This is a genomic window from Oceanobacillus caeni, from assembly GCF_042678465.1.
Lineage (GTDB): Bacteria > Bacillota > Bacilli > Bacillales > Amphibacillaceae > Oceanobacillus > Oceanobacillus caeni.
Map to the genome: position 1 here is coordinate 72,777 of NZ_JBHTKV010000008.1, position 21,378 is coordinate 94,154.

General features: G+C 34.1%; 21 protein-coding genes. 20 read left to right on the forward strand and 1 reads right to left on the reverse strand.

Annotation, left to right across the window (positions count from 1 at the left end):
• Positions 1-44 precede the first annotated feature (44 nt).
• The 15 genes from ACFQ18_RS07960 (at position 45) to ACFQ18_RS08030 (ending at position 12,761) form a co-directional block, all read left to right on the forward strand.
• On the forward strand, positions 45-821 hold the full coding sequence (locus tag ACFQ18_RS07960; RefSeq protein WP_047185018.1) for a CheR family methyltransferase: 777 nt from the start codon (positions 45-47) through the stop codon (positions 819-821).
• Between the two features lie 137 nt (positions 822-958).
• A complete protein-coding gene (gene aroC, locus ACFQ18_RS07965) occupies positions 959-2,128 on the forward strand; it encodes a chorismate synthase (RefSeq protein ID WP_047185019.1) in 1,170 nt (389 codons plus the stop codon).
• Positions 2,128-3,198: a 3-dehydroquinate synthase gene (aroB, locus tag ACFQ18_RS07970; protein WP_047185020.1), complete on the forward strand. Its 1,071-nt coding sequence runs from the start codon at positions 2,128-2,130 to the stop codon at positions 3,196-3,198. Before aroC ends, aroB begins: the two co-directional genes overlap by 1 nt.
• The gene (aroH, locus tag ACFQ18_RS07975) at positions 3,195-3,563 is read left to right on the forward strand and encodes a chorismate mutase (RefSeq protein ID WP_047185021.1); all 369 of its coding nucleotides are present in this window, start codon (positions 3,195-3,197) and stop codon (positions 3,561-3,563) included. The genes aroB and aroH overlap by 4 nt, the downstream gene beginning before the upstream one ends.
• A 2-nt stretch (positions 3,564-3,565) precedes the next feature.
• Positions 3,566-4,666: a prephenate dehydrogenase gene (locus tag ACFQ18_RS07980; protein WP_047185022.1), complete on the forward strand. Its 1,101-nt coding sequence runs from the start codon at positions 3,566-3,568 to the stop codon at positions 4,664-4,666.
• A 21-nt stretch (positions 4,667-4,687) separates the two neighbouring features.
• On the forward strand, positions 4,688-5,974 hold the full coding sequence (gene aroA, locus ACFQ18_RS07985) for a 3-phosphoshikimate 1-carboxyvinyltransferase (protein WP_047185023.1): 1,287 nt from the start codon (positions 4,688-4,690) through the stop codon (positions 5,972-5,974).
• A gap of 163 nt (positions 5,975-6,137) precedes the next feature.
• Positions 6,138-7,400 carry a tetratricopeptide repeat protein gene (locus tag ACFQ18_RS07990; RefSeq protein WP_047185024.1) on the forward strand — a complete coding sequence of 421 codons (1,263 nt, stop codon included), beginning with the start codon at positions 6,138-6,140 and terminating at the stop codon, positions 7,398-7,400.
• Positions 7,401-7,421: 21 nt separating this feature from the next.
• A complete protein-coding gene (locus ACFQ18_RS07995; RefSeq protein WP_047185025.1) occupies positions 7,422-7,994 on the forward strand; it encodes a ReoY family proteolytic degradation factor in 573 nt (190 codons plus the stop codon).
• 75 nt (positions 7,995-8,069) lie between these two features.
• A complete protein-coding gene (locus tag ACFQ18_RS08000) occupies positions 8,070-8,531 on the forward strand; it encodes a DUF2487 family protein (protein ID WP_244986888.1) in 462 nt (153 codons plus the stop codon).
• A gap of 323 nt (positions 8,532-8,854) precedes the next feature.
• Positions 8,855-9,367 carry a QcrA and Rieske domain-containing protein gene (locus ACFQ18_RS08005; protein WP_047185027.1) on the forward strand — a complete coding sequence of 171 codons (513 nt, stop codon included), beginning with the start codon at positions 8,855-8,857 and terminating at the stop codon, positions 9,365-9,367.
• A gap of 6 nt (positions 9,368-9,373) precedes the next feature.
• Positions 9,374-10,048, forward strand: coding sequence for a menaquinol-cytochrome c reductase cytochrome b subunit (qcrB, locus tag ACFQ18_RS08010; protein WP_047185028.1), 675 nt, complete (start codon positions 9,374-9,376; stop codon positions 10,046-10,048).
• A gap of 16 nt (positions 10,049-10,064) precedes the next feature.
• Entirely contained in the window at positions 10,065-10,841 is a 777-nt protein-coding gene (locus tag ACFQ18_RS08015) for a menaquinol-cytochrome c reductase cytochrome b/c subunit (RefSeq protein ID WP_047185029.1), read from the forward strand.
• Positions 10,842-11,037: 196 nt separating this feature from the next.
• Entirely contained in the window at positions 11,038-11,604 is a 567-nt protein-coding gene (locus ACFQ18_RS08020; protein WP_047185030.1) for a DUF1405 domain-containing protein, read from the forward strand.
• A 155-nt stretch (positions 11,605-11,759) separates the two neighbouring features.
• Positions 11,760-12,017 (forward strand): sporulation protein YpjB, encoded by a 258-nt coding sequence (locus ACFQ18_RS08025; protein ID WP_047185031.1) that lies wholly within the window; start codon positions 11,760-11,762, stop codon positions 12,015-12,017.
• A gap of 66 nt (positions 12,018-12,083) precedes the next feature.
• Positions 12,084-12,761 (forward strand): zinc metallopeptidase, encoded by a 678-nt coding sequence (locus ACFQ18_RS08030; RefSeq protein WP_379566110.1) that lies wholly within the window; start codon positions 12,084-12,086, stop codon positions 12,759-12,761.
• Between the two features lie 32 nt (positions 12,762-12,793).
• Here the strand turns inward: ACFQ18_RS08030 and ACFQ18_RS08035 are convergent, their stop codons facing one another.
• Positions 12,794-13,669 carry a YitT family protein gene (locus ACFQ18_RS08035; protein ID WP_204798102.1) on the reverse strand — a complete coding sequence of 292 codons (876 nt, stop codon included), beginning with the start codon at positions 13,667-13,669 and terminating at the stop codon, positions 12,794-12,796.
• Between the two features lie 436 nt (positions 13,670-14,105).
• Here ACFQ18_RS08035 and dapB point away from each other — a divergent pair, with 436 nt between their 5' ends.
• The 5 genes from dapB (at position 14,106) to dinG (ending at position 21,270) form a co-directional block, all read left to right on the forward strand.
• On the forward strand, positions 14,106-14,897 hold the full coding sequence (dapB, locus tag ACFQ18_RS08040) for a 4-hydroxy-tetrahydrodipicolinate reductase (RefSeq protein ID WP_047185033.1): 792 nt from the start codon (positions 14,106-14,108) through the stop codon (positions 14,895-14,897).
• Between the two features lie 215 nt (positions 14,898-15,112).
• Positions 15,113-16,234 (forward strand): N-acetyl-alpha-D-glucosaminyl L-malate synthase BshA, encoded by a 1,122-nt coding sequence (gene bshA / locus ACFQ18_RS08045; protein ID WP_060668274.1) that lies wholly within the window; start codon positions 15,113-15,115, stop codon positions 16,232-16,234.
• A gap of 15 nt (positions 16,235-16,249) precedes the next feature.
• Positions 16,250-17,449, forward strand: a complete 1,200-nt coding sequence (locus tag ACFQ18_RS08050) for a CCA tRNA nucleotidyltransferase (RefSeq protein ID WP_204798103.1) — start codon at positions 16,250-16,252, stop codon at positions 17,447-17,449.
• Complete coding sequence (locus ACFQ18_RS08055) at positions 17,425-18,408, forward strand: biotin--[acetyl-CoA-carboxylase] ligase (protein WP_204798104.1); 984 nt, start codon at positions 17,425-17,427, stop codon at positions 18,406-18,408. Before ACFQ18_RS08050 ends, ACFQ18_RS08055 begins: the two co-directional genes overlap by 25 nt.
• A gap of 60 nt (positions 18,409-18,468) precedes the next feature.
• Positions 18,469-21,270 (forward strand): ATP-dependent DNA helicase DinG, encoded by a 2,802-nt coding sequence (gene dinG / locus ACFQ18_RS08060; RefSeq protein WP_204798105.1) that lies wholly within the window; start codon positions 18,469-18,471, stop codon positions 21,268-21,270.
• Positions 21,271-21,378 lie beyond the last annotated feature (108 nt).

The following is a 21,378-nucleotide window of genomic DNA, read 5'->3' on the forward strand; positions in this document are numbered from 1 at the left end:
TGACGGAGGTTTTTTAGTAGGAAAGTATAGGGAGTGGTTCATTGATGATAGAGGAAGACTATTATCAATTTATAAATCAAATACATAGCAAATTAGGGATTAACCTTCATTTATACAAAGAAGCGCAAATGAGAAGGCGTATCACAACACTAAGAAATAAACGTGGTTTTACTAGTTTTAAAAGTTATTATAATGAATTAATAACAAATGGCGAATTACTAAATGAATTTATTGATCGATTAACAATAAACGTTTCAGAATTCTATCGTAATCCAAAAAGATGGGAAGTATTAAAAAATATAATATTTCCCCTATTATTAAAAAATAATCAGTCGTTATCTATTTGGAGTGCAGCTTGTTCCACAGGCGAAGAAGCCTATAGTTTGGCTATTTTATTACGCGAGTATTTTCCTAATATAAGAGTTAGAATTCTAGCAACGGATATCGATGAGAATGTATTACAACGTGCAAAGGATGGTATTTATCCAAAACAGGCTTTAAAAGACCTTCCTCAACCACTAGTAAAAAAATATTTTACAGAAAAAAATCAACTGTTTTATATTGATCCGTCATTAAAAAAAGATATTACATATAAAAAACATAATCTATTAGCAGATCCCTATCCTAAAAATATGGATTTCATTGTCTGCCGAAACGTTGTGATATATTTTACGGATGAAGCTAAGGATATGATTTATAAAGGTTTTGGAAAAAGCCTTAAACCAAACGGAGTTCTATTTGTCGGAAGTACAGAACAAATTTTTAATCCTGACCAATATAACTTTAAATTAATAGATACGTTCTTTTATCAGAAAATTTAATTTTTGTTAGTTTAACATTTCAGCTATTAAAAGTTAATTTATTTCTAAAATTTTTATCACAAATAATAGAATATATGCTATAGTAGTTAGAAAATATTTAGCATTCTAATAATATGCGTGGAAAAGGAGAATGTAAGTTGCGTTATTTAACAGCAGGAGAGTCTCATGGAAAACAATTAACAACTATAATAGAAGGTTTACCGGCACAAATGCCCATTACAAAAGAGGTTATTAATGAATCATTACTACGTAGACAAGGTGGTCATGGAAGAGGGAAAAGACAACAAATCGAAAAAGATTTAGTTAATATTACTGGCGGGGTTCGTCATGGATACACTTTAGGTTCCCCTATATCACTTGTTATTAGTAATGATGATTTTAAACATTGGACGAATATTATGGGGGAAGATCCTATTTCTGATGATGTAGAAGTAAGAAGGATTGTATCTAAACCAAGACCTGGTCATGCTGATTTAAACGGTGCATTAAAATATGGGCATCGTGACATGCGAAACGTATTAGAACGTTCTTCTGCCAGAGAAACGGCTGCTCGTGTTGCTGCTGGAGCTGTTGCTAAAACATTGCTTAAACAACTTGGAATTGAAGTTGTTGGCTATGTCAAAGAAATAGCTGGAATTCGTGCTAAAGATATGGATTCCTTATCGATTGAAGAGAGGAAATCTATTTCTTCGGAGTCCCCAGTAATGGTACTTGATAAAGATGTCGAAAAAGAAATGATGGATAAAATCGATGAAACTAAAAAAATTGGAGATTCGATTGGTGGCATCTGTGAAGTTTATGTCGAAGGAATGCCTGCAGGAATAGGCTCCTATGTACACTACGATCGCAAACTAGATGCAAGGATAGCTGGTTCTGTGATGAGTATCAATGCTTTTAAAGGCGTTGAATTTGGAATTGGGTTTGAAGCAGCAAGAAAAAATGGTAGTGAAGTTCATGATGAAATTGCTTGGAGTGAAGACAAAGGTTACTACCGTACAACGAATCGATTAGGTGGTTTTGAGGGTGGCATGACTTCTGGAATGCCGATTGTAGTTCGGGGAGTGATGAAACCTATCCCAACTCTCATGTTAAAACCTCTACAAAGTGTTGATATTGAAACGAAAGAACCATTTAAAGCAACTGTTGAAAGATCGGACGCTTGTGCAGTACCGGCAGCTTCAGTAGTTATGGAACATATTGTGGCATTTGAACTTGCTAAAGCGATAACGGAGCAATTTCCTAATGATCAATTCTCAAAACTTAAAAAGGCTATAGATGAATATCGTGAAGAAATAAGGTGCTTTTAATGGAAAAGCTTGAAGTTAAGTCCAGTACACATGAATATAAAATAATGATTGGTGAGGGTATTAGATATACCCTTCATCAATATTTAACAAAAAAATATTCATCTATCTTAATTATCACAGATGATAAGGTAGCTAAATTACACCTTGATGCGGTTAAAGAAAGTCTAGCGAATGAGAAGGTTTATGTATCCATCATTCCGGCTGGTGAACAATCAAAGAACATAGATGTCTTTTATCAGTTACATACGGATGCTATTCAATATGGATTAGATCGTCAATCCCTTGTAATTGCTTTAGGTGGGGGAGTTGTAGGAGACTTAGCTGGATTTGTGGCTGCTACATATATGCGTGGTATAGATTTTATCCAAGTTCCTACTACCATTCTAGCACATGATAGTAGTGTGGGCGGAAAAGTAGCTATTAATCATGAACTCGGCAAGAACATGATTGGTAACTTTAATTCCCCAGTAGCTGTTATTTACGATGTGGAAACATTATCAACACTAAGTGATATAGAAATACGTTCCGGATATGCTGAATTAGTTAAAGAAGCTCTAATTTCTAACGAGTCTACTTTTAATCAATTAATGAATATACGATTAAACGAAATTTCAAAAGATGAATTAAAGAAACATTTATCATTTGGTATTAAAGTAAAGGCGAAAATTGTGGAAGAAGATGAAAATGAGTCGGGTGTGAGAAAATATTTAAACTTAGGTCATACATTAGGTCATGCAATTGAAGCAGAATTGAGTTATGGAAAATTAACTCATGGAGAAGCAGTTGCAATAGGCTTGTTGTTTGCACTATATGTAAGCAATAAAGAGTTTGAGGTTGATTTACCTCTTGAATCCTTACTTACTTGGTTTAAAAACAATGATTATCCACTTGATATAAGGGAATGTACCAGTAAAAAATTAGTCGAACGAATGAAATCGGATAAAAAAGCTACGAATAAAAAAATACAAATGGTCTTATTGGAGAAAGTCGGTAAACCAACTGTGAAAGATTTTGATGATGAAGTAATCGATTCATACTTACAATCGTTTATGGAAAAGGTGATAAGATGACGCGGGGGATACGTGGGGCAACTACAGCGCTTGCTAATGATGAAAAGGAAATTTTAGATGTCACAAAAAACTTACTAGAAGAAATGATAGAGGAAAATAGGGTACAAGCACATGATGTATCCCATGTGTTTATTTCTGTCACTAAAGATTTAACGGCTACTTTCCCCGCAAAAGTATTAAGGACTATTGAAGGGTGGAAATATGTTCCGGTCATGTGTATGGCAGAAATCGATGTACCTAACAGTCTTGAAAGATGCATTCGGATCATGATGGTAACCAATACAACGACACCGCAGGAAGAAATCCATCATATTTATCATAATGAAGCAGTAAAACTAAGACCAGATTTAATTAAGGGTGAATAAGTTTGAATCAAACAATTTTAATTGCGGGATTAGGTCTAATTGGAGGCTCTCTTGCAATCAATATATCAAAAACAAACGAAAATCATGTTATAGGATTTGATGTAAAAGAGGATAGCTTAGAATTTGCATTACATAATGGAATGATTCATGAGGCTAGTACAAATTTCAGTGAAGCAGCCCAACATGCAGATATTATTATCCTTGCCGCTCCTATATCAGAAACTATTAGATTACTAAAGGAACTAGATACAATTTCTTTAACGAAAGAAGTAATTGTGACTGATACATCATCCGTTAAGGGATCTATCATAGAGTCTGCGAAACAAATACAAAATGAGAAGGTTGTATTTATAGGTGGGCATCCTATGGCCGGTTCTCATAAAAAAGGGGTGGAAGCAGCGAAGGAACATTTGTTTGAAAACGCAATTTATGTTCTTACTCCATCTATACGCAGTAAAGAAGCACATGTAAAGACTCTGAAAGAAATTTTAAAACAAACAAAATGTCAATTTGTTGTACTTAATTCAGACGAACATGACGAAATGACTGGGGTTGTCTCTCATTTTCCACATTTAATTGCTTCATCACTCGTTCATCAAGCAAGAAAATGGCAAGAAACTCACTCTTTTTTACCGAATCTTGCAGCGGGGGGATTCCGTGATATTACTAGGATTGCTTCCAGTAATCCAGAGTTATGGCAGGATATTTTTTATCATAATCGCAAGAAGCTTTTAAAATTATTAGAAGGCTGGATACAAGAGATGACAGATATAAAATCTCTTGTTGAAAATAATGAAAAACAAGAAATGATTACATATTTAACGAATGCCAAAAATTATCGAGATGGATTGCCTGTTAAGGATAAGGGAGCGATTCCAGGTTTTTATGATATTTATGTTGATATTGCCGATAAACCAGGTGCTATTGCATCAATCGTATTACTGTTAGCAAATATGAAGATAAGTATTAAAAACATTGAAATTTTAGAGATTAGGGAAGGTATAACTGGAGCATTACGTTTAAGCTTCTATACAAAAGAAACACAACAAAATAGCCTAAATATTTTAGCGAATCATGGATACGAAGCAACGATTCAAGAATAAGTAAGGGAAGTGAAAAGAAACATGGCAGAAGTAACACTAGCACCTTGTAATCATTCTTTATCTGGAGAGATAAAAGTACCTGGTGACAAGTCCATTTCACATCGTGCGATTATTTTAGGTTCCTTAGCCAATGGTGTAACTAAAATCACTAACTTTTTAGATGGCGAAGATTGTTTGCGTACGATTCATGCTTTTCAATCTATGGGTGTTCCGATTACGCAAGAGGGATCCACTGTTACGATTCATGGTAAAGGCTTTTCTGCGTTAGAGGAACCAAAAGAGCCTTTATATTTTGGTAATTCAGGGACAACAACAAGATTAATGCTTGGAATACTATCAGGATTAAACCTATTTACTACCATTTATGGAGACGAGTCTCTTACAAAGCGCCCAATGGATCGGGTTGTAAACCCACTTCGCGAAATGGATGCAACGATTGATGGAAGAAATGATGGTAAGCTTTTACCACTTTCTATTCGGGGAAAAAAGCTTAGAGGAATCGAATATACATTACCTGTAAAAAGCGCACAAGTAAAATCCGCTGTATTACTAGCAGGTTTATTCGCAGAGGGTAAAACGACAGTAATTGAAAAAATTGGAACGAGAGATCATACAGAAAATATGCTCGAAGCATTTGGAGCAGATATTACTAGAAATGGTTTATCTACAACGGTAACGAGTAATAACGAACTAATTGCTTCAGATGTACAAGTGCCAGGCGATATTTCATCTGCAGCTTTTTTCCTTGTAGCAGGTGCCATTGTTCCAGGCAGCGAAATTACCTTAAAAAATGTAGGATTGAATGAAACTAGAACAGGGATTATAGATGTTTTAATAAAAATGGGCGCAGACCTTGAAATTAAAAATAAACGATTGGTTAGTGGGGAATGGATTGGGGACATTACAATCCGCCATTCAGAACTCAATGGAATAACGATTGATGGAGATATTATTCCTAGACTAATTGATGAGATTCCAATTATTGCCTTATTAGCTTCACAAGCTAATGGGGAGACAGTCATTAAAGATGCAGAAGAATTAAGGGTAAAGGAAACAGACAGAATTGCTGCAGTAGTTGATGTATTATCTACTTTAGGCGCAAACATTCAAGGAACAGAAGACGGTATGATTATCAAAGGAAAAACCCCTTTAAAAGGTGGAAAAGTATTAGCATATCACGACCATAGAATAGCTATGATGAGCGCAATTGCTTCACTAGTTGCAAACGATCATGTTACAATAGATGATGCATCATCCATATCTATCTCATACCCAAGTTTCTTTGATCATTTGAATTCCTTAATATAGAATTAAAAAAGAGCTTACCTTTTGTAGGCTCTTTTTCCTTTTAGAATAAAATTTTCATATTATGTTAGAATCTAGCTGAGACAAAGCGTGTTAATTAAAATATAATATACCTATAGATCGTCTTATAAGTTTTACTTAATCAAATGAAAGGATGAGTGTACAAATGGACACCATACTTGAAGCATATCAATTATTGGAGAATAATCAAGCCGAAAAAGCAATACAATTATTAAAACAGTATGAGTCAAAAGCAAGTGATGACGAAAAATTTACGATTGCACAAATGTATATGCAAATAGGTTTTTTACAAGAAGCGAGCACGATTTTACATAAATTACTGCAAAAATATCCTACCGAAAGTGAAATATTAATTACACTTGCAGAGATTTATATTGAAATAGAAGAAGACGAACAAGCTATGGAGTTACTGAATCAAGTCAACGAAGGGGATACTGCTTATACCCAAGCTCTAATCCAATTAGCAGATTTATATCAAGCACAAGGGTTATTTGAGGTAGCTGAGCAGAAGTTATTAAAAGCAAAACAATTAGAACCTAACGAGGAAATTATTGACTTTGCATTAGGGGAATTATACTTTTCAATCGGAGAGTATAAAAAGGCGATTTTATACTACGAAAAAGTAAAAGTGGAGGAAGTGGGAAACATTTCTCTTTTAAGCCGATTGGGAGAAGCAAATGCGGCGATTGGCGAATACGAAAAAGCTTTAACCTACTATCAGGACAATGATCAAAAAGATCCTGATTATCTTTATCGTTATGGAATTATTGCATATCAAGCAGACAGAGTGGATATTGCTATAAAGGCTTGGGAAAAAGTCGTTGAGCTTGATCCGTATTATCACACAGTATACCAACATTTAGCACAGGCGTATGAAGATGAGGGGAGATTAGATGAAGCAGTTCATACGGCCCAAAAAGGTCTGCAATTTGATGAATTTAATAAAGAATTATTTTTTATAACAGCAATGGTTGCCAATAAACTAAATAATACAAAAGAAGTGGAAACATATTTAAGAGAGGCAATTGCGTTAGATCCAGATTATAAACAAGCCGTATTATCCTTGGTGGATCATTACAAAAACTTGGATGAACATGAGAAAATTATTGATTTGCTTAATGAAATAAAAAGAACTGGAGCAGTGGATTCCTTGTATGACTGGGAATTAGCCCGAGCAAATAATGAAATAGAATCATTTGATAATGCATTAAAACACTATAATGAAGCATATAATGGTTTAAATCAAGATAGTGACTTCTTGAAAGAATATGGCTATTTTCTAACGGAAGAAGGGAGGATAGAACAAGCAATACCAGTATTAAAATCATACCTTTCCATCGTACCTTTAGATGCTGAAATGGAAGAATTTCTTTATCGTTTGAAACAAACAAGTGAAGACGATATATAATGGATTAAAGGAGGGAACTAAATGAATACTCCTATCTCTCGCCAAGACAAAAAAAGTTTTATTCAGTGGTTTTTAAAAAATTATCAATTAAAGAAAAGAGAGAGCGTTTGGATATTGAATTATATTCTTAACCATCAACAAGTCTTAAACAAAGTGCATTTTGTTAGAGATGTAAAGTTTTGTCCTAGAGGTATAGTGATAACGAGTCAATGTTCTTCTGAGGTTCCTTTTCGATTTTATAAAGATCACATAGTTACGACAGATGCTGAAAAGTCATTTCATGATATTCGTATGAATCAAGACGAGGATTTATATATTCAACTAAACTTTAGTAAGTCCCATCAGCATGCTTACTATGCTTCTGTCATAGAAGAGAATCCATTCGTACCAGATGATTATTTTGTTACAAAAAAAGATAGATTATTGGCTAAAAAGTTATTAGATAAAACCGTTTTTAATTATAAAAAGAAAATACTTCAACAAGAAATTGATAATGCTCTAGATGAATTGGATCAAGAGAAGTTTATTAAACTATCGAAGGAATTAAATGAATTAGAGAAAATGTTTAATCAACCCAGATTGCAAAAGCAATAAGGTTGATTTTTTTTTGTTTTAAGATAAGATGTATATTGAAATTTCAAATAGATGCGTGTTCAGAAAGGAGGATGTATGGTGAAATGGAGAAAGAATGACATGGAGCAATATGTTGAAGCAAAAGAATACATAGATACGGTAATCATCCCATTAATTCCATTTCAAATGGCTAAGGATCAAGAACTATCAAAAGATTCATTTCAAAATGAGGCTCTTGCTCTTTTTCTAACAGAAATGGAAAAGGAACTCTCAGGTAGGCTTTTATTAACTCCTAATTATCACTATATAAAAGCAAGTGATTTAGAACTGGAAAAAGACCGCTTGAATTTATGGGTGGCGAATGTCCAGGAACAGCCCTTTAAACATATATTTTTCATTACATTTGATTCGCAATGGAAAAAAGTTGAAAAAGATTTAGAGGGTACTTTAATATGGTTACCAGGGTTTCCGACTTCAGACTTAATATCTAAGGAAGTACAACAAATGGTTCGTGGGCAGGTTTCAGAAATAAGTGAACTAATTCGTTCGTATTGGTAAATGAATAGTGTGTGTTCAAAAAGGATCGAGTCGGTAAAAACACAACATCTTTGGACTCCAATTATTCGTCATTGCAACGCTGCCCTACATAGGAGTATGAGAGTTTTTGTAAGAAATTCGAAGTATCATTTTTACCGCCTTTCTTGAACTATCTCTAATAAAAAAATTGCAAATTCCTGAAAATAGGTTCTTTTCAGTACAAATTAAGTAATAACTTTAGGTTATTTATTGACCGAATAATTAGATTGCGCTATCATTGGTATTGTCCTAGTAATCTGTTTATTAAATTTAGTCTGTGATAATGGAAAAGAGGGGGGAAATTCGTGAGTGACAAAAAACAACAAGTATCCCGAAGACAGTTTCTAAATTATACGCTTACAGGTGTAGGGGGGTTTATGGCAGCAGGTTTATTGGTATCTCCGCTTCGAATGGCAATCGATCCTGTGCTGAAGGAATCTACTTCTGGTGACTTAGTCAATGTCGGTATATCTGTTGACGACATTACAAGCGAACCACAACGTGTGGATTGGACAATTACACAGGTAGATGGTTGGTATGAATCTGAGCCTAGTCGTTCTGCGTGGGTATATAAAGACGATAATGGAGATATAGTGGCTTTATCCCCGATTTGTACTCATCTCGGTTGTGTTGTTTCTTGGGAAGGTAGTGAACAATATCCAAACCAATTCTATTGCCCATGTCATGATGGTCGATATGAAAAAGATGGGACAAACATACCTGGTACACCACCAACTGCACCATTAGCTATTTATGAGCAAGAAATAAGAGATGGGATTTTATTTTTAGGTAACACAATATCAAGAAAGGGGGCGTAATGGTTTATGCTTCAAAAAATGTATGATTGGATCGATGAACGTATAGATATTACGCCTATTTGGCGTGATATTGCTGACCACGAAGTACCTGAACATGTTAATCCAGCGCATCATTTTTCAGCATTTGTTTATTGTTTTGGCGGATTGACATTTTTTGTAGTCGTTATTCAAATCCTATCTGGAATGTTTTTAACGATGTATTATGTTCCGGATATTGAAAACGCTTGGAAATCTGTATACTACTTACAGACAGAGGTAGCACATGGCCAAATTGTTCGTGGAATGCACCATTGGGGCGCAAGTGTTGTTATTGTAATGTTACTATTACATACGTTGCGAGTGTTTTTCCAAGGTGCGTATAAGAAACCTCGTGAATTAAACTGGATTGTTGGGGTTTTAATATTCTTTGTTATGTTAGGCCTAGGATTTACTGGATACCTATTACCATGGGATAACAAAGCATATTTTGCAACTCAAGTAGGTTTAGAAATTGCTGAACAAGTTCCATTAATCGGGACACAATTAAAAACATTGTTAGCAGGGGATGCATCTATTGTTGGGGCACAGACATTAACTCGATTCTTTGCTATCCATGTATTTTTCTTGCCAGCAGCATTATTCGGACTTCTGGCTGCACACTTTATCTTAATCCGTAGACAAGGTATTTCTGGACCACTATAAAAAGGAGGGGAAAAGCATGCATAGGGGTAAAGGTATGAAATTTGTTGGAGACTCTCGTATCTCCTCGGAAAAAACATCGCAGATACCAAAAGATTATTCTGAATATCCTGGTAGAACCGAAGCATTTTGGCCCAACTTTTTATTAAAAGAATGGTTAGTAGGTGCAGTATTCTTAGTAGGATTTCTTTGTTTAACATTAGCACATCCATCACCATTAGAAGGAATGGCAGATCCAACTGACGCTGCATACATACCGCTACCAGACTGGTATTTCTTATTCTTATATGAACTTTTAAAATATGAATTTGCTAGTGGAGATTGGGTATTATTAGGTATTCTTGGAATTCCTGGTATTGTTTTTGGGTCATTATTACTTGCTCCATTTTTGGACAATGGGCCGGGACGCAGGCCGCATCAACGTCCTATTGCAGTGGGAATGATGATACTAGCATTGATAGGAACTATTTGGTTAACATACACATCTGCTTCTCACGTAGATTGGGAAGCAAGAGCTGAAGCAAATAAACCAGTTCCTCAATCTTCTGTCACAATTGACACGGATCATCCTGGGTATGCTGTTTATGAAAACAGCTGTATGACTTGTCATGGTGGCGAATTAGAAGGTGGACCAGCAGCACCGACTCTAGTTGGTACTGAACATTCTGCAGAGGAAATTGCCGATATCGCAGTTAATGGTACTGGATCAATGCCTGCAGGAATATTTACTGGTTCAGATGAAGAGTTAGAACAATTAGCCGATTTCATTGTTACAGTTAACGAATCAGCTGAATAATTAAACGATAAATAAGAAGCACCTTCACTGAGTAGGAAGGTGCTTCTTATTTAGTAAATAGGAACGTGTGAAACTTTCTCTCTGTATAGGTGCAACTAATGCAATCACTAAACTGTAATAGCGAATGCCACGTTTTCTAAACATAACGATAGGACTTAGTAAAGTAACACTTTATCAATAAAGGAATGATGAGAAAATGTTAAAAATGATATTACTTGACAAACGTTTTCTAATTGGATTATTTTTCGTAAACTTATTAGGGACTATTTATGGGTACTATTGGTACAAAGATCAATTAGCAATCACCCCACCAATTTTCTTACCATTTGTTCCAGATAGTCCAACAGCTAGTTTATTTTTCACCATTTTTTTAATTGCTTTTATCTTCCATAAACATTTACCCTATATTGAGGCTTTAGCAATTACAACTTTATTCAAATATGGCATTTGGGCAGTAGTGATGAATATTTTCACCCTAGTAATAGAGGGTTATTTACATTGGACAGGTTATATGTTAATTATCTCCCATTTAGGTATGGCCATTCAGGGATTGCTATATGCGCCATTTTATACAATAAAGTTAAAGCATATCGCAGTAGCAGCAATATTTGTTTTACATAATGATATCATCGACTATGTATTCGGAATGATGCCAAACTATTCATCTTTACATAATTATATGGATGGTATAGGTTATTTTACTTTTTGGTTAAGTATTATTTCCATTTTGATTGCTTATGGATTAACTGTTAAAAATAATTAGAAAACGTGGGATTCGCTAATAGGTTCGACAAATGGCTTAATGGCAATTATGTAGGATAAGAACGTTTATTCTTTGTTGCATATCTAGAAGATAGTTAGTTATATAATAGAACTCCATAACATACATTGAATTAAGACGTATGTGGGGTGATCTCTATGGATAATAAAAAAGTGCATCGTGTGTTAACGTTTACATTGCTCATAGGGATAATCGTATTTCAACTAGGAAATCATACAGTAGAAGCAAGTTCCATTCGTGCAAGTTTCTTCTCGATTAATATATTTGAGTGGAGTCCGATTATATGGGCGGTAGTTATTGTTGCTGGAAGTATTGGGATTACATTATCTTATGTAAGTTGGAGAAAATATAAGGGTGAAAAAAAGCATAATAAAAAAGATCGTCATAATAATTGACTAAATTTATTAATTTGACTAAAATTGACCTTAAGAAAGATAGAAATTTTTAATGGAGGAATGAAGATGGCAGGGTATATCATTTACATCGCTCTTTTACTCATAATTCCCTTATGGGCACAGTCAAAAGTTAAGAATGCCTACAAAATATACTCCAAAAAACCGACGTCTTCGCATATGTCCGGAGCAGAAGTAGCAAGGAAGATATTAGACGATAACGGTTTGTATCATGTAAGCATTGAAGAAACAAAAGGAGTTTTATCGGATCATTATGACCCACGTAAAAAAGTTGTAAGACTTTCTACTGACAATTATCATGGTCATTCAATGGCTTCATCAGCAGTCGCTGCGCATGAAGTTGGTCATGCCATCCAAGATGAACAAGAATATGCTTTCTTGAGGTTTAGAAGTGCCTTAGTACCTGTGGCAAATATTGGGTCAAATTTATCATTTTTCTTTATATTTGCTGGTTTAATTTTTGGTGCAATGAATTGGCTTCTTTTAGGTATTATTTTTATGTCAGCCGCTGTACTGTTTCAACTTGTTACTTTACCTGTTGAATTCGATGCTTCAAACAGAGCGATGTCCCAACTTGTTTCCTCGGGTATTATCCGGAATAATGAGGAAAGGGAGACGAAAAAAGTTCTCAATGCTGCTGCTATGACATATGTTGCTGCTGCTTTAACAGCTGTAGCAGAATTAGTAAGGTTTATTTTAATATTTGTAGCTGCAAATGATGATTAAAAAAGGATGGTGCTTACCATCCTTTTTTCGTATTATTCTGTTAGAGGATTTTTATTTTCATCTAACGTAAATCCTTCTCCTAATACATCGTGTACGGTTGTTACTGCAACAAATGCGTGTGGGTCTACGTTTCGAATAATACTTTTTAGACGAACAATTTCGTTTCTTCCTACAATACAGTATAGAACATCGCGTTTTATACCAGAATAGCTTCCACGTCCATCCAAAACAGTGACTCCTCGATCCATTTTCTTTTTTATTAATTCTGCGATTTCATCACTGTGATCGGAGATGATTGTCGCCCCTTTTGCAGAATAAGCACCTTCCTGTAAAAAATCAATTACTCTTGCAGCGACATATACTGCTACTAACGTATACATTCCTTCACTTAATTCTAGAATGACAAAAATAGAGGTTGTAATAACTACTAAGTCAAAGAGAAACATCGTTCGTCCCATTGACCATCCAACATTTTTATTGACGATACGTGCGATAATGTCTACACCACCGGTTGTTCCGCCATATCTAAATATAATTCCTAATCCAATTCCGATAAATACTCCGGCAAATAAAGCAACTAGGAACATGTCATGCTCTAAATGAATGACAAATGGTTTAATTTGAAATAAACGTAAAAACAAGGAAACTGCAAAGGTACCTATAATCGTATAAATAAATGTATTCCTACCTAAAAATTTCCAACCAATAAAAAATACAGGTATATTCAAAATGATATTTGTTATAGCTGGATCGATTCCCCATAAAAAATAAAGCAACAATGTAATACCTGTAAATCCACCTTCCCCTAAATTATGTTGCATATTAAAATGAACGATACCAAATGAAAAAATAGCAGCACCCAATAGAATAAATAAAATATTTTTAATCCTTAAACCAAATATACTCATTTAAAATTCCTCCTGTTAATCTTTAAGCCGTTTATCGTGTCTCCATAGGATGTAGAATAAATAAATAATGATGGCAACCATCAAGTCTTTAGGTTCCCTAAACATGTAAGGAAGAAATTTCTTCCTTAAATTTTTCACTTTATTATTAGTATAGACAAATTTAGCTTCTATGTAACATTTTTATAGAAGTATATGATTTGTCAAATCGCCCTCAATTCGCTAACATTAAAGAGATATCTTAAATAAAGGTAAGTGAAATAGAGAAACCAATTTACAATACAAAAAGAAATTGAGGTAAATGCCTTCGTTACACTTATATAGACGGGAAAGATTATAACGACCTATCTAAAGTATTTGATTTAGCAATTACGAAGTTTAAAACAAAAGATATGATCGATGGATACCTATAGACTAATATGATTTGGAGGAATTAACGATGATTAACATTATAATTGCAGGACCACGTGGGAAAATGGGATCTGAGGCAGTAAGAATGGTTACAAATGAAGAAAATTTCCGTCTTGTTGCATGCTTAGACAATAAGAATAATGGAAAAAAATTAATGGACCTAACGCAATTCCCTAATCTGGATGTACCAATTTTTGAAGATATTGATGAGTGTTTTGATTCAGTAGAAGCAGATGTTCTAGTTGATTTAACTATACCAGAGGTAGGATACGTACATACTAAAAAAGCAATTGAACACAATATTAGACCGGTTATTGGGACTACAGGATTTTCTCAAGAGCAAATTACGGAACTCAAAGAATTAACTAAAAATAAAAACCTAGGTGGAATTATTGCGCCAAACTTCGCCATCGGTGCTGTACTAATGATGAAATTTTCGCAAATGGCAGCAAAATATATGCCAGATGTAGAAATTATCGAAAAGCATCACGATAATAAATTAGATGCTCCATCTGGAACAGCTGTGAAAACGGCTGAGATGATTAGAGAAACGAGAGAGTTAAAATCTCAAGGTCATCCGGATGAAAAAGAAACATTGAATGGTGCACGTGGGGCAGAAATGGATGGCATGAGGATTCACAGTGTTAGATTACCTGGGCTTGTTGCACATCAAGAAGTTATTTTTGGTGGGGATGGACAATTACTTTCCATTAAACATGACTCATTTAATCGTGCTTCTTTTATGGATGGAGTTAAATTTTCTGTGGAAAAAGTTTTTGAACTCAATGAGCTCGTTTATGGGTTGGAAAATGTTATTTAAGTGAGAGTTCAAAAGGAGAATGAGGAGGACCGAGGTTCGAGGCGGCGTAGCATTTGAGTACCGGAACGTGTTCAGTAAATACGTAAGAAACGTATTTGCGCAGGACGTGTGCGATCTTAGTAGAAGTTCCTAGAAACGTCGAAGTGTCATATTCACCGGACTTTTTGAACAACTTCTTTAATTGGAATTAAAAAAACAAAGGAAGAGAGAAAAATATGAAAATAGGAATTACATGCTACCCCACAGTCGGTGGCTCAGGAGTGATCGCTACTGAACTTGGAAAAATGCTTGCGGAAAAAGGCAATGAAATTCACTTTATCACATCAAGTCTTCCTTTTCGTTTAGATAAAGTTTACCCTAATATCTTTTATCATGAAGTGGAAATGGGACATTATCCTGTTTTTCAATATCCACCGTATGACTTAGCTTTGGCGACTAAAATGGCAGATGTGATTGATCAGGAAAAGTTAGATGTCTTACACGTACACTATGCTGTCCCACATGCTATTTGTGCCATTTTAGCAAAAGAGATGGCAGAGCACGATGTGAAAATTGTAACAACACTTCATGGAACGGACATTACGGTATTAGGAGTAGATAATACCTTTAAGAAAATGATTAAATATGGGATCGAACAATCAGATGCTGTAACAGCCGTTTCCAATAATCTAGTAGAACAAACAAAAGACATGCTTAAAACGACTAAAGATATTTCCGTTATTTATAATTTTATAAATGAACAAGAATATTACCGTAAGGACAATAAAATGCTGAAGAGGGAATTTGGAATATCAGCTGATGAGAAAGTGGTTATCCATATATCTAACTTCCGAAAAGTAAAAAGAGTGGATTTAATTGTTAAGACGTTTAATCGTATTAGAAGTAAGGTTAATAGTAAGTTACTTTTAGTCGGTGACGGTCCGGAATATTCGGATATCGTTCAATTAGTACATAAATTGGGACTGAATGATGACGTATTGTTTTTAGGAAAACAAAATAACATAAGTGATTTATTATCCATATCTGATTTAATGCTCTTACTGTCTGAGAAAGAAAGCTTCGGCCTAGTATTGTTAGAAGCAATGGCATGTAAAGTTCCTTGTATTGGAACAAATGTTGGAGGAATTCCTGAAGTTATTAAACATGAAGAAACAGGTTTTATCGTTAAATCTGGAAATATTGAACAGGCATCGAATTATGCGATTAAATTGTTTGAAGACGATAAAAAGTTAGAACAGTTTTCCAAAAATGCCTATAATCATGCCAAAACAACTTTTAAATCTGAACAAATTGTTAACCAGTATACAAAATTATATTTCGATGTAATAAAAAAATAAGAAATGGTGAGTGGAATGATTAGTGAGCCATTTATAAAAGCAAGGCCGGTTATAGAAAATATTGAAAAACATGACCATCAAGCTTATTACGTTGGTGGTTGTGTTCGTGATTTTTTATTAAAGCGACCAATTGGGGATGTAGATATTACAACTTCTGCAACTCCAACTACCATTCAACAAATTTTCCCAAAAGTTATTCCAGTTGGGATTGAACACGGCACCGTCATTGTTGTCTATGATGATGTACCTTATGAAGTAACTACTTTCCGCGTGGAAGGAAGATATTCAGACCAACGTCACCCTGATTCCGTTACTTTTATAAATCAACTAGATAAGGACCTAGAACGGCGAGATTTTACGATAAATGCATTAGCAATGGATATTAAAGGTAATATTATTGATCTCTTTGGCGGAAAAGAAGATATTCAAAAAAAGGTTATCAGAACAGTTGGAAATGGCTATGAACGTTTTAAGGAAGATTCTCTACGAATTATTAGAGCGTTAAGGTTTGCAAGTCAACTCGGTTTTAAGATCGATCCGCAGACACTAAAAGAGATGAAAGAAGTAAGTGAAGATATATCTAATTTAGCAATTGAAAGAATCACAAAGGAATTTGGTAAATTGTTCGCAGGTTATTATCTAAAAAATGGAATTCATTATATGAAGGAATCTGAAAGTTATAAGTATCTGCCTATTTTTGCAGATATTCCAGATTTAATCTATAAAGTCCCGGATTCGATACAACCTTTACATTCATTTGGCGAAATTATAGCGTTTTTTCATTTATTAGATACAAGAGTTAGTGTGGTAGAATGGGTGAAGAAATGGAAATGTTCCAATCAAGTTAAACAGGAAGCTGTTGCTATTGTGCAAGCCTATTCCTTATTTGAAAAATACGGAATTGATAAATGGCTCGTATATACGCTTGATCGAAGGTATTATAAGGGATTTACCAATATCATGAATAATTTTCATCCTGCATTACTGGATGAAAATGATTTGGACAAGGTATACAACGATTTACCGATACAGTCTCGTCAAGAACTATGTGTTAACGGTAATGATTTAATATCCTGGTACCCAAATATAAAAAAAGGACCGTGGATTCAAAAATTATTAACGATGGTTGAAAAGGAAATTGTTTTTGGTAATCTGAAAAATAGAAAAAATGATATAAAGGATTGGATAAAATGGAATCCACCCGAAATAAATTAATTAATCTTTTATCAAAAAATAATGATCAATATATTTCCGGTCAAATGTTATCGGATGAATTAAATATTTCAAGAAGTGCGATTTGGAAACATATAAACGAATTAAAAAAAGATGGTTATGTGATAGAAGGTAAGTCTAACAAAGGTTATCGAATTATTAAATTTCCAGATAAAATGAGTGAAAATACGATTAAATGGGGATTAAAAACAAAATGGCTAGGTAAAAATATTAAGCATTTTGATACAGTAACATCCACCCAAACGGTAGCCCATGAAGAGGCACAAAATAATGCAATAAATGGAACTGTGATAGTTGCGGATGAACAAACTAAAGGGAGAGGTAGAATCACTCGTAATTGGCAATCTACAAGCGGGAAAGGGGTTTGGCTTAGTATGATTTTAAGGCCGGAAATCCCTCCTCAAGAAGCACCAAAATTAACATTATTAACTGCAACCGTATTGGCTGATGTTCTTCGTAACTATGTTCACGTTGAACCACAAATTAAATGGCCAAATGATATCTTAATTAACGGTAAGAAGACAGCAGGTATATTAACTGAAATGCAAGCTGAACAAGATCGAATATGGTATGTTATTGTCGGCTTTGGGCTAAATGTAAATCATACAATCGAAGAACTACCAGAAAATATAAACTACAAAGCAACATCACTAAGGGTGGAAACAGATATAGAATGGAAACTAAATGATTTAATTCAAGAAATATTAGTTACATTTGAAAAAACATATGATTATTATTTAGAACATGGTTTTACAGATATTAAAGAAAAATGGGAAACTTATGGTTTTAAAATGGGAAAAGAGATTTCAATAAAAACAATGAAAAGTCATTGGAAAGCTCCATTTCTCGGAATAACGAATGATGGGGCACTTATTACCAAAGATATGGATGGAAATAGAACAACACTGTATTCAGCTGAAATCGATTGGTTTAAAGATTAACAAAGAGGTTGCAATAGAATCCGGCTCATTCAGGATTTAGAAAGGTAGGTGGACTAAATAATGGAAAACAGATATGTTGTCATTGATTTAGAAACAACTGGTCATTCCCCAGTAAATGGCGATAAGATTATTGAAGCGGGTATTGTAGTCATTGAAAACGACCAGATAATAGAAACGAAGTCAAGTTTTTTTAATCCAAATAAATCTATTCCACCTTTCATAACTAATCTTACCGGAATAAATAATGAAGACGTGAAAGATGCGCCTTTTTTTCATGATAAAGCTGATGAAATTATTTCTTTATTTAAGGATAGTTACCTTGTTGCACATAATGTACCTTTCGATTTAGGTTTTTTAAATGCGGAATTGAGGAATAGTGGAAAAAACGCCCTAAATAATCCAATAATTGATACAGTAGAATTATCTCGTATTTTGTTCCCACAATCACCGAGTTATAAGTTGAGCCAGTTAGCTGAATTTTTGGATATTTATCATGACGATCCACATCGGGCATTATCAGATGCTTATGTTACAGCGAAAATACTTTTGAAGTTAAAAGAAAAGTTATTTTCGCTTCCATATGAGACATTGGATACATTACTTAAACTAGAAAACATGTTTAAGTCTGATTTAACTAGTTTATTATCCAATAGACTAAAGGAATTGGCGTTTTCAACAGAAGAGGATGCAAATGTGGAAGTTTTTCAAGGTTTGGCGTTTAAAAAGACAGAAAGTATTGCCCAACCCAGCAGTACGGATATCCAGTCGTTTGGAGATTTTCTGGACGTTATATACGAAGAAAACGGGACATTACAGCAAAATATGAATCATTATGAAAAAAGAATGGGACAAAGGGAAATGTCTGAAGCCGTCTTTGATTCTTTTCAAGGAAAAAAACATGCCCTAATCGAAGCAGAAACGGGTACAGGAAAGTCATTAGCCTATTTAATACCGGCTATCCATAACTCTGTTAAATCAAAACAGAGGATTATTATTAGTACTTACACGACTCAGCTTCAATCCCAATTACTCGATGAAGACATTCCATTACTTGAAAAAATCGTACCTTTTCCATTTCAGGTTGCCTTATTAAAGGGAAAAAGTCATTATATTAGCTTAGAAAAATTTGCTCATGAATTGCAACATGGTAATAAAGATAATTACGATATTATTTTAACAAAAGCAATGATATTAGTATGGCTTACCGAAACGGAGACAGGGGACATAGATGAGATAAACTTACCTGCTAGTGGTTATTTATTTTATAAAAATGTTTCAACAGAGTCAGAAGGTGTTTTAGATCCTTATTCCCCGTGGTTTTCTAAATCGTATTATCAAAAAGCGAAAAGAAGAGCTCAGCAAGCTAATATTATTATTACGAATCACGCTCTATTATGCACGGATATATTTAATGATAACCAATTTTTACCACCCTATAAAAAGGTAATAATTGATGAAGCCCATCATTTTGAAGAAACGGCAGCACATCATTATGGGTTAAAGTTAGACTATATAACGATTCAGTATACACTAAATCAAATTGGACATTCCCATGAAAATAATAAATTACTTGGAAAAGTTATAGCCCCTTATGCGTTACAAGTAGAAAATCTTATGAAGCAATGGGATGATATTCTCGATTCCACTAAATATGAAGTAGAAGAATTATTCCGAACTCTGTATCATTATGTTCTCGGTATGAGAAGAGATATGGCTTTAAGTGATATAGGAAGAGTTCAATATCGATATGAAAAGGAAAAAGAGGACTATAAAACTTGGAATGTTATTACGGAGATGGCAACAAGATTAACGTTTTATTTTAGAGATTTAATTCACGTTATCTCATCTTTAGAACAAAAATTTGATCAGGAAGAATGGCTAGACAAATATGATAAAGAAGATTTAAATGGATTAAAAGTTCTATTACAAAACTTCATTGATAGTCTTGAAATTTTAATTATCTCAGATATAGACATTCCACAGGCGAAGTGGATTGAAATCGATACAAAAGGAAAGAACAATGCTGTTTACTTATATTGTGAACCGACAGATATTTCATCACTTCTTGCTGAGCAATTTTTTGATGAAAAGGAAAGTGTTATTTTAACTAGTGCTACGTTAACAATGGCTAATTCCTTCTCTTTTATGGTGGAAAGGTTAGGTTTATCAAATAAACCTTACATTACTCAAAAAATAACCTCACCATTTTCGTATCGAGATCAAGTACAATTATTGATACCAAATGATTTTCCAGAAATTAATTACAGGAACATGGATGATTTTATATTGGCTACAAGTGAAACCATTTTAGATTTGGCTAATATTACTGACGGAAGAATGTTAGTACTTTTTACATCTTATGATATGTTAAAACAGTCGTATAAAATACTTAAAGAGAAAATGGATATGGGTCAATATATGCTTATTGCACAGGGGATAACAAGTGGAAGTAGATCAAGATTAAAGAAAAACTTCCAATCCTTTAACCAATCTATACTTTTAGGAACCAGCTCTTTTTGGGAAGGAGTCGATATACCGGGTGATGACCTTTCTTGTTTAATGATTGTTAGGTTACCATTTCAACCACCTAACCATCCGGTTTATGAAGCAAAAGCTAATTATTTAAAAACAAAACGTAAAAATCCTTTCATGGAATACTCGCTACCAAATGCTGTTATTCGTTTTAAGCAAGGGTTTGGTCGATTAATACGATCTTCCAATGACCGTGGAATTGTTTTTGTTTGTGATGCTAGGGTAATAAAAGCGCGGTATGGAAAATATTTTATAAATTCTATTCCAGAAGTACCTATTACGTTTGATTCCACGAATGAGCTTATGGAAAAAGCTAAAAAATGGTTTTGAACAAGCCTTTCGTAGGAAATTAGATGAACTTCCAAAGTAAACTTAATTATTTTAAAAAAAATACTGATGCAGGAGCATCAGTATAAATGTTTTTTGTAATGGTAGGGG

Excerpts from the sequence above, each read along its gene's own strand:
- ACFQ18_RS07960 (WP_047185018.1), top strand. The coding sequence starts at position 45 with ATGATAGAGGAAGACTATTATCAATTTATAAATCAAATACATAGCAAA.
- aroB (WP_047185020.1), top strand. The coding sequence starts at position 2,128 with ATGGAAAAGCTTGAAGTTAAGTCCAGTACACATGAATATAAAATAATG.
- aroH (WP_047185021.1), top strand. The coding sequence starts at position 3,195 with ATGACGCGGGGGATACGTGGGGCAACTACAGCGCTTGCTAATGATGAA.
- aroA (WP_047185023.1), top strand. The coding sequence starts at position 4,688 with ATGGCAGAAGTAACACTAGCACCTTGTAATCATTCTTTATCTGGAGAG.
- ACFQ18_RS07990 (WP_047185024.1), top strand. The coding sequence starts at position 6,138 with ATGGACACCATACTTGAAGCATATCAATTATTGGAGAATAATCAAGCC.
- ACFQ18_RS07995 (WP_047185025.1), top strand. The coding sequence starts at position 7,422 with ATGAATACTCCTATCTCTCGCCAAGACAAAAAAAGTTTTATTCAGTGG.
- ACFQ18_RS08000 (WP_244986888.1), top strand. The coding sequence starts at position 8,070 with ATGGTGAAATGGAGAAAGAATGACATGGAGCAATATGTTGAAGCAAAA.
- qcrB (WP_047185028.1), top strand. The coding sequence starts at position 9,374 with ATGCTTCAAAAAATGTATGATTGGATCGATGAACGTATAGATATTACG.
- ACFQ18_RS08015 (WP_047185029.1), top strand. The coding sequence starts at position 10,065 with ATGCATAGGGGTAAAGGTATGAAATTTGTTGGAGACTCTCGTATCTCC.
- ACFQ18_RS08020 (WP_047185030.1), top strand. The coding sequence starts at position 11,038 with ATGTTAAAAATGATATTACTTGACAAACGTTTTCTAATTGGATTATTT.
- ACFQ18_RS08025 (WP_047185031.1), top strand. The coding sequence starts at position 11,760 with ATGGATAATAAAAAAGTGCATCGTGTGTTAACGTTTACATTGCTCATA.
- ACFQ18_RS08030 (WP_379566110.1), top strand. The coding sequence starts at position 12,084 with ATGGCAGGGTATATCATTTACATCGCTCTTTTACTCATAATTCCCTTA.
- ACFQ18_RS08035 (WP_204798102.1), bottom strand. The coding sequence starts at position 13,669 with ATGAGTATATTTGGTTTAAGGATTAAAAATATTTTATTTATTCTATTG.
- dapB (WP_047185033.1), top strand. The coding sequence starts at position 14,106 with ATGATTAACATTATAATTGCAGGACCACGTGGGAAAATGGGATCTGAG.
- bshA (WP_060668274.1), top strand. The coding sequence starts at position 15,113 with ATGAAAATAGGAATTACATGCTACCCCACAGTCGGTGGCTCAGGAGTG.
- ACFQ18_RS08050 (WP_204798103.1), top strand. The coding sequence starts at position 16,250 with ATGATTAGTGAGCCATTTATAAAAGCAAGGCCGGTTATAGAAAATATT.
- ACFQ18_RS08055 (WP_204798104.1), top strand. The coding sequence starts at position 17,425 with ATGGAATCCACCCGAAATAAATTAATTAATCTTTTATCAAAAAATAAT.
- dinG (WP_204798105.1), top strand. The coding sequence starts at position 18,469 with ATGGAAAACAGATATGTTGTCATTGATTTAGAAACAACTGGTCATTCC.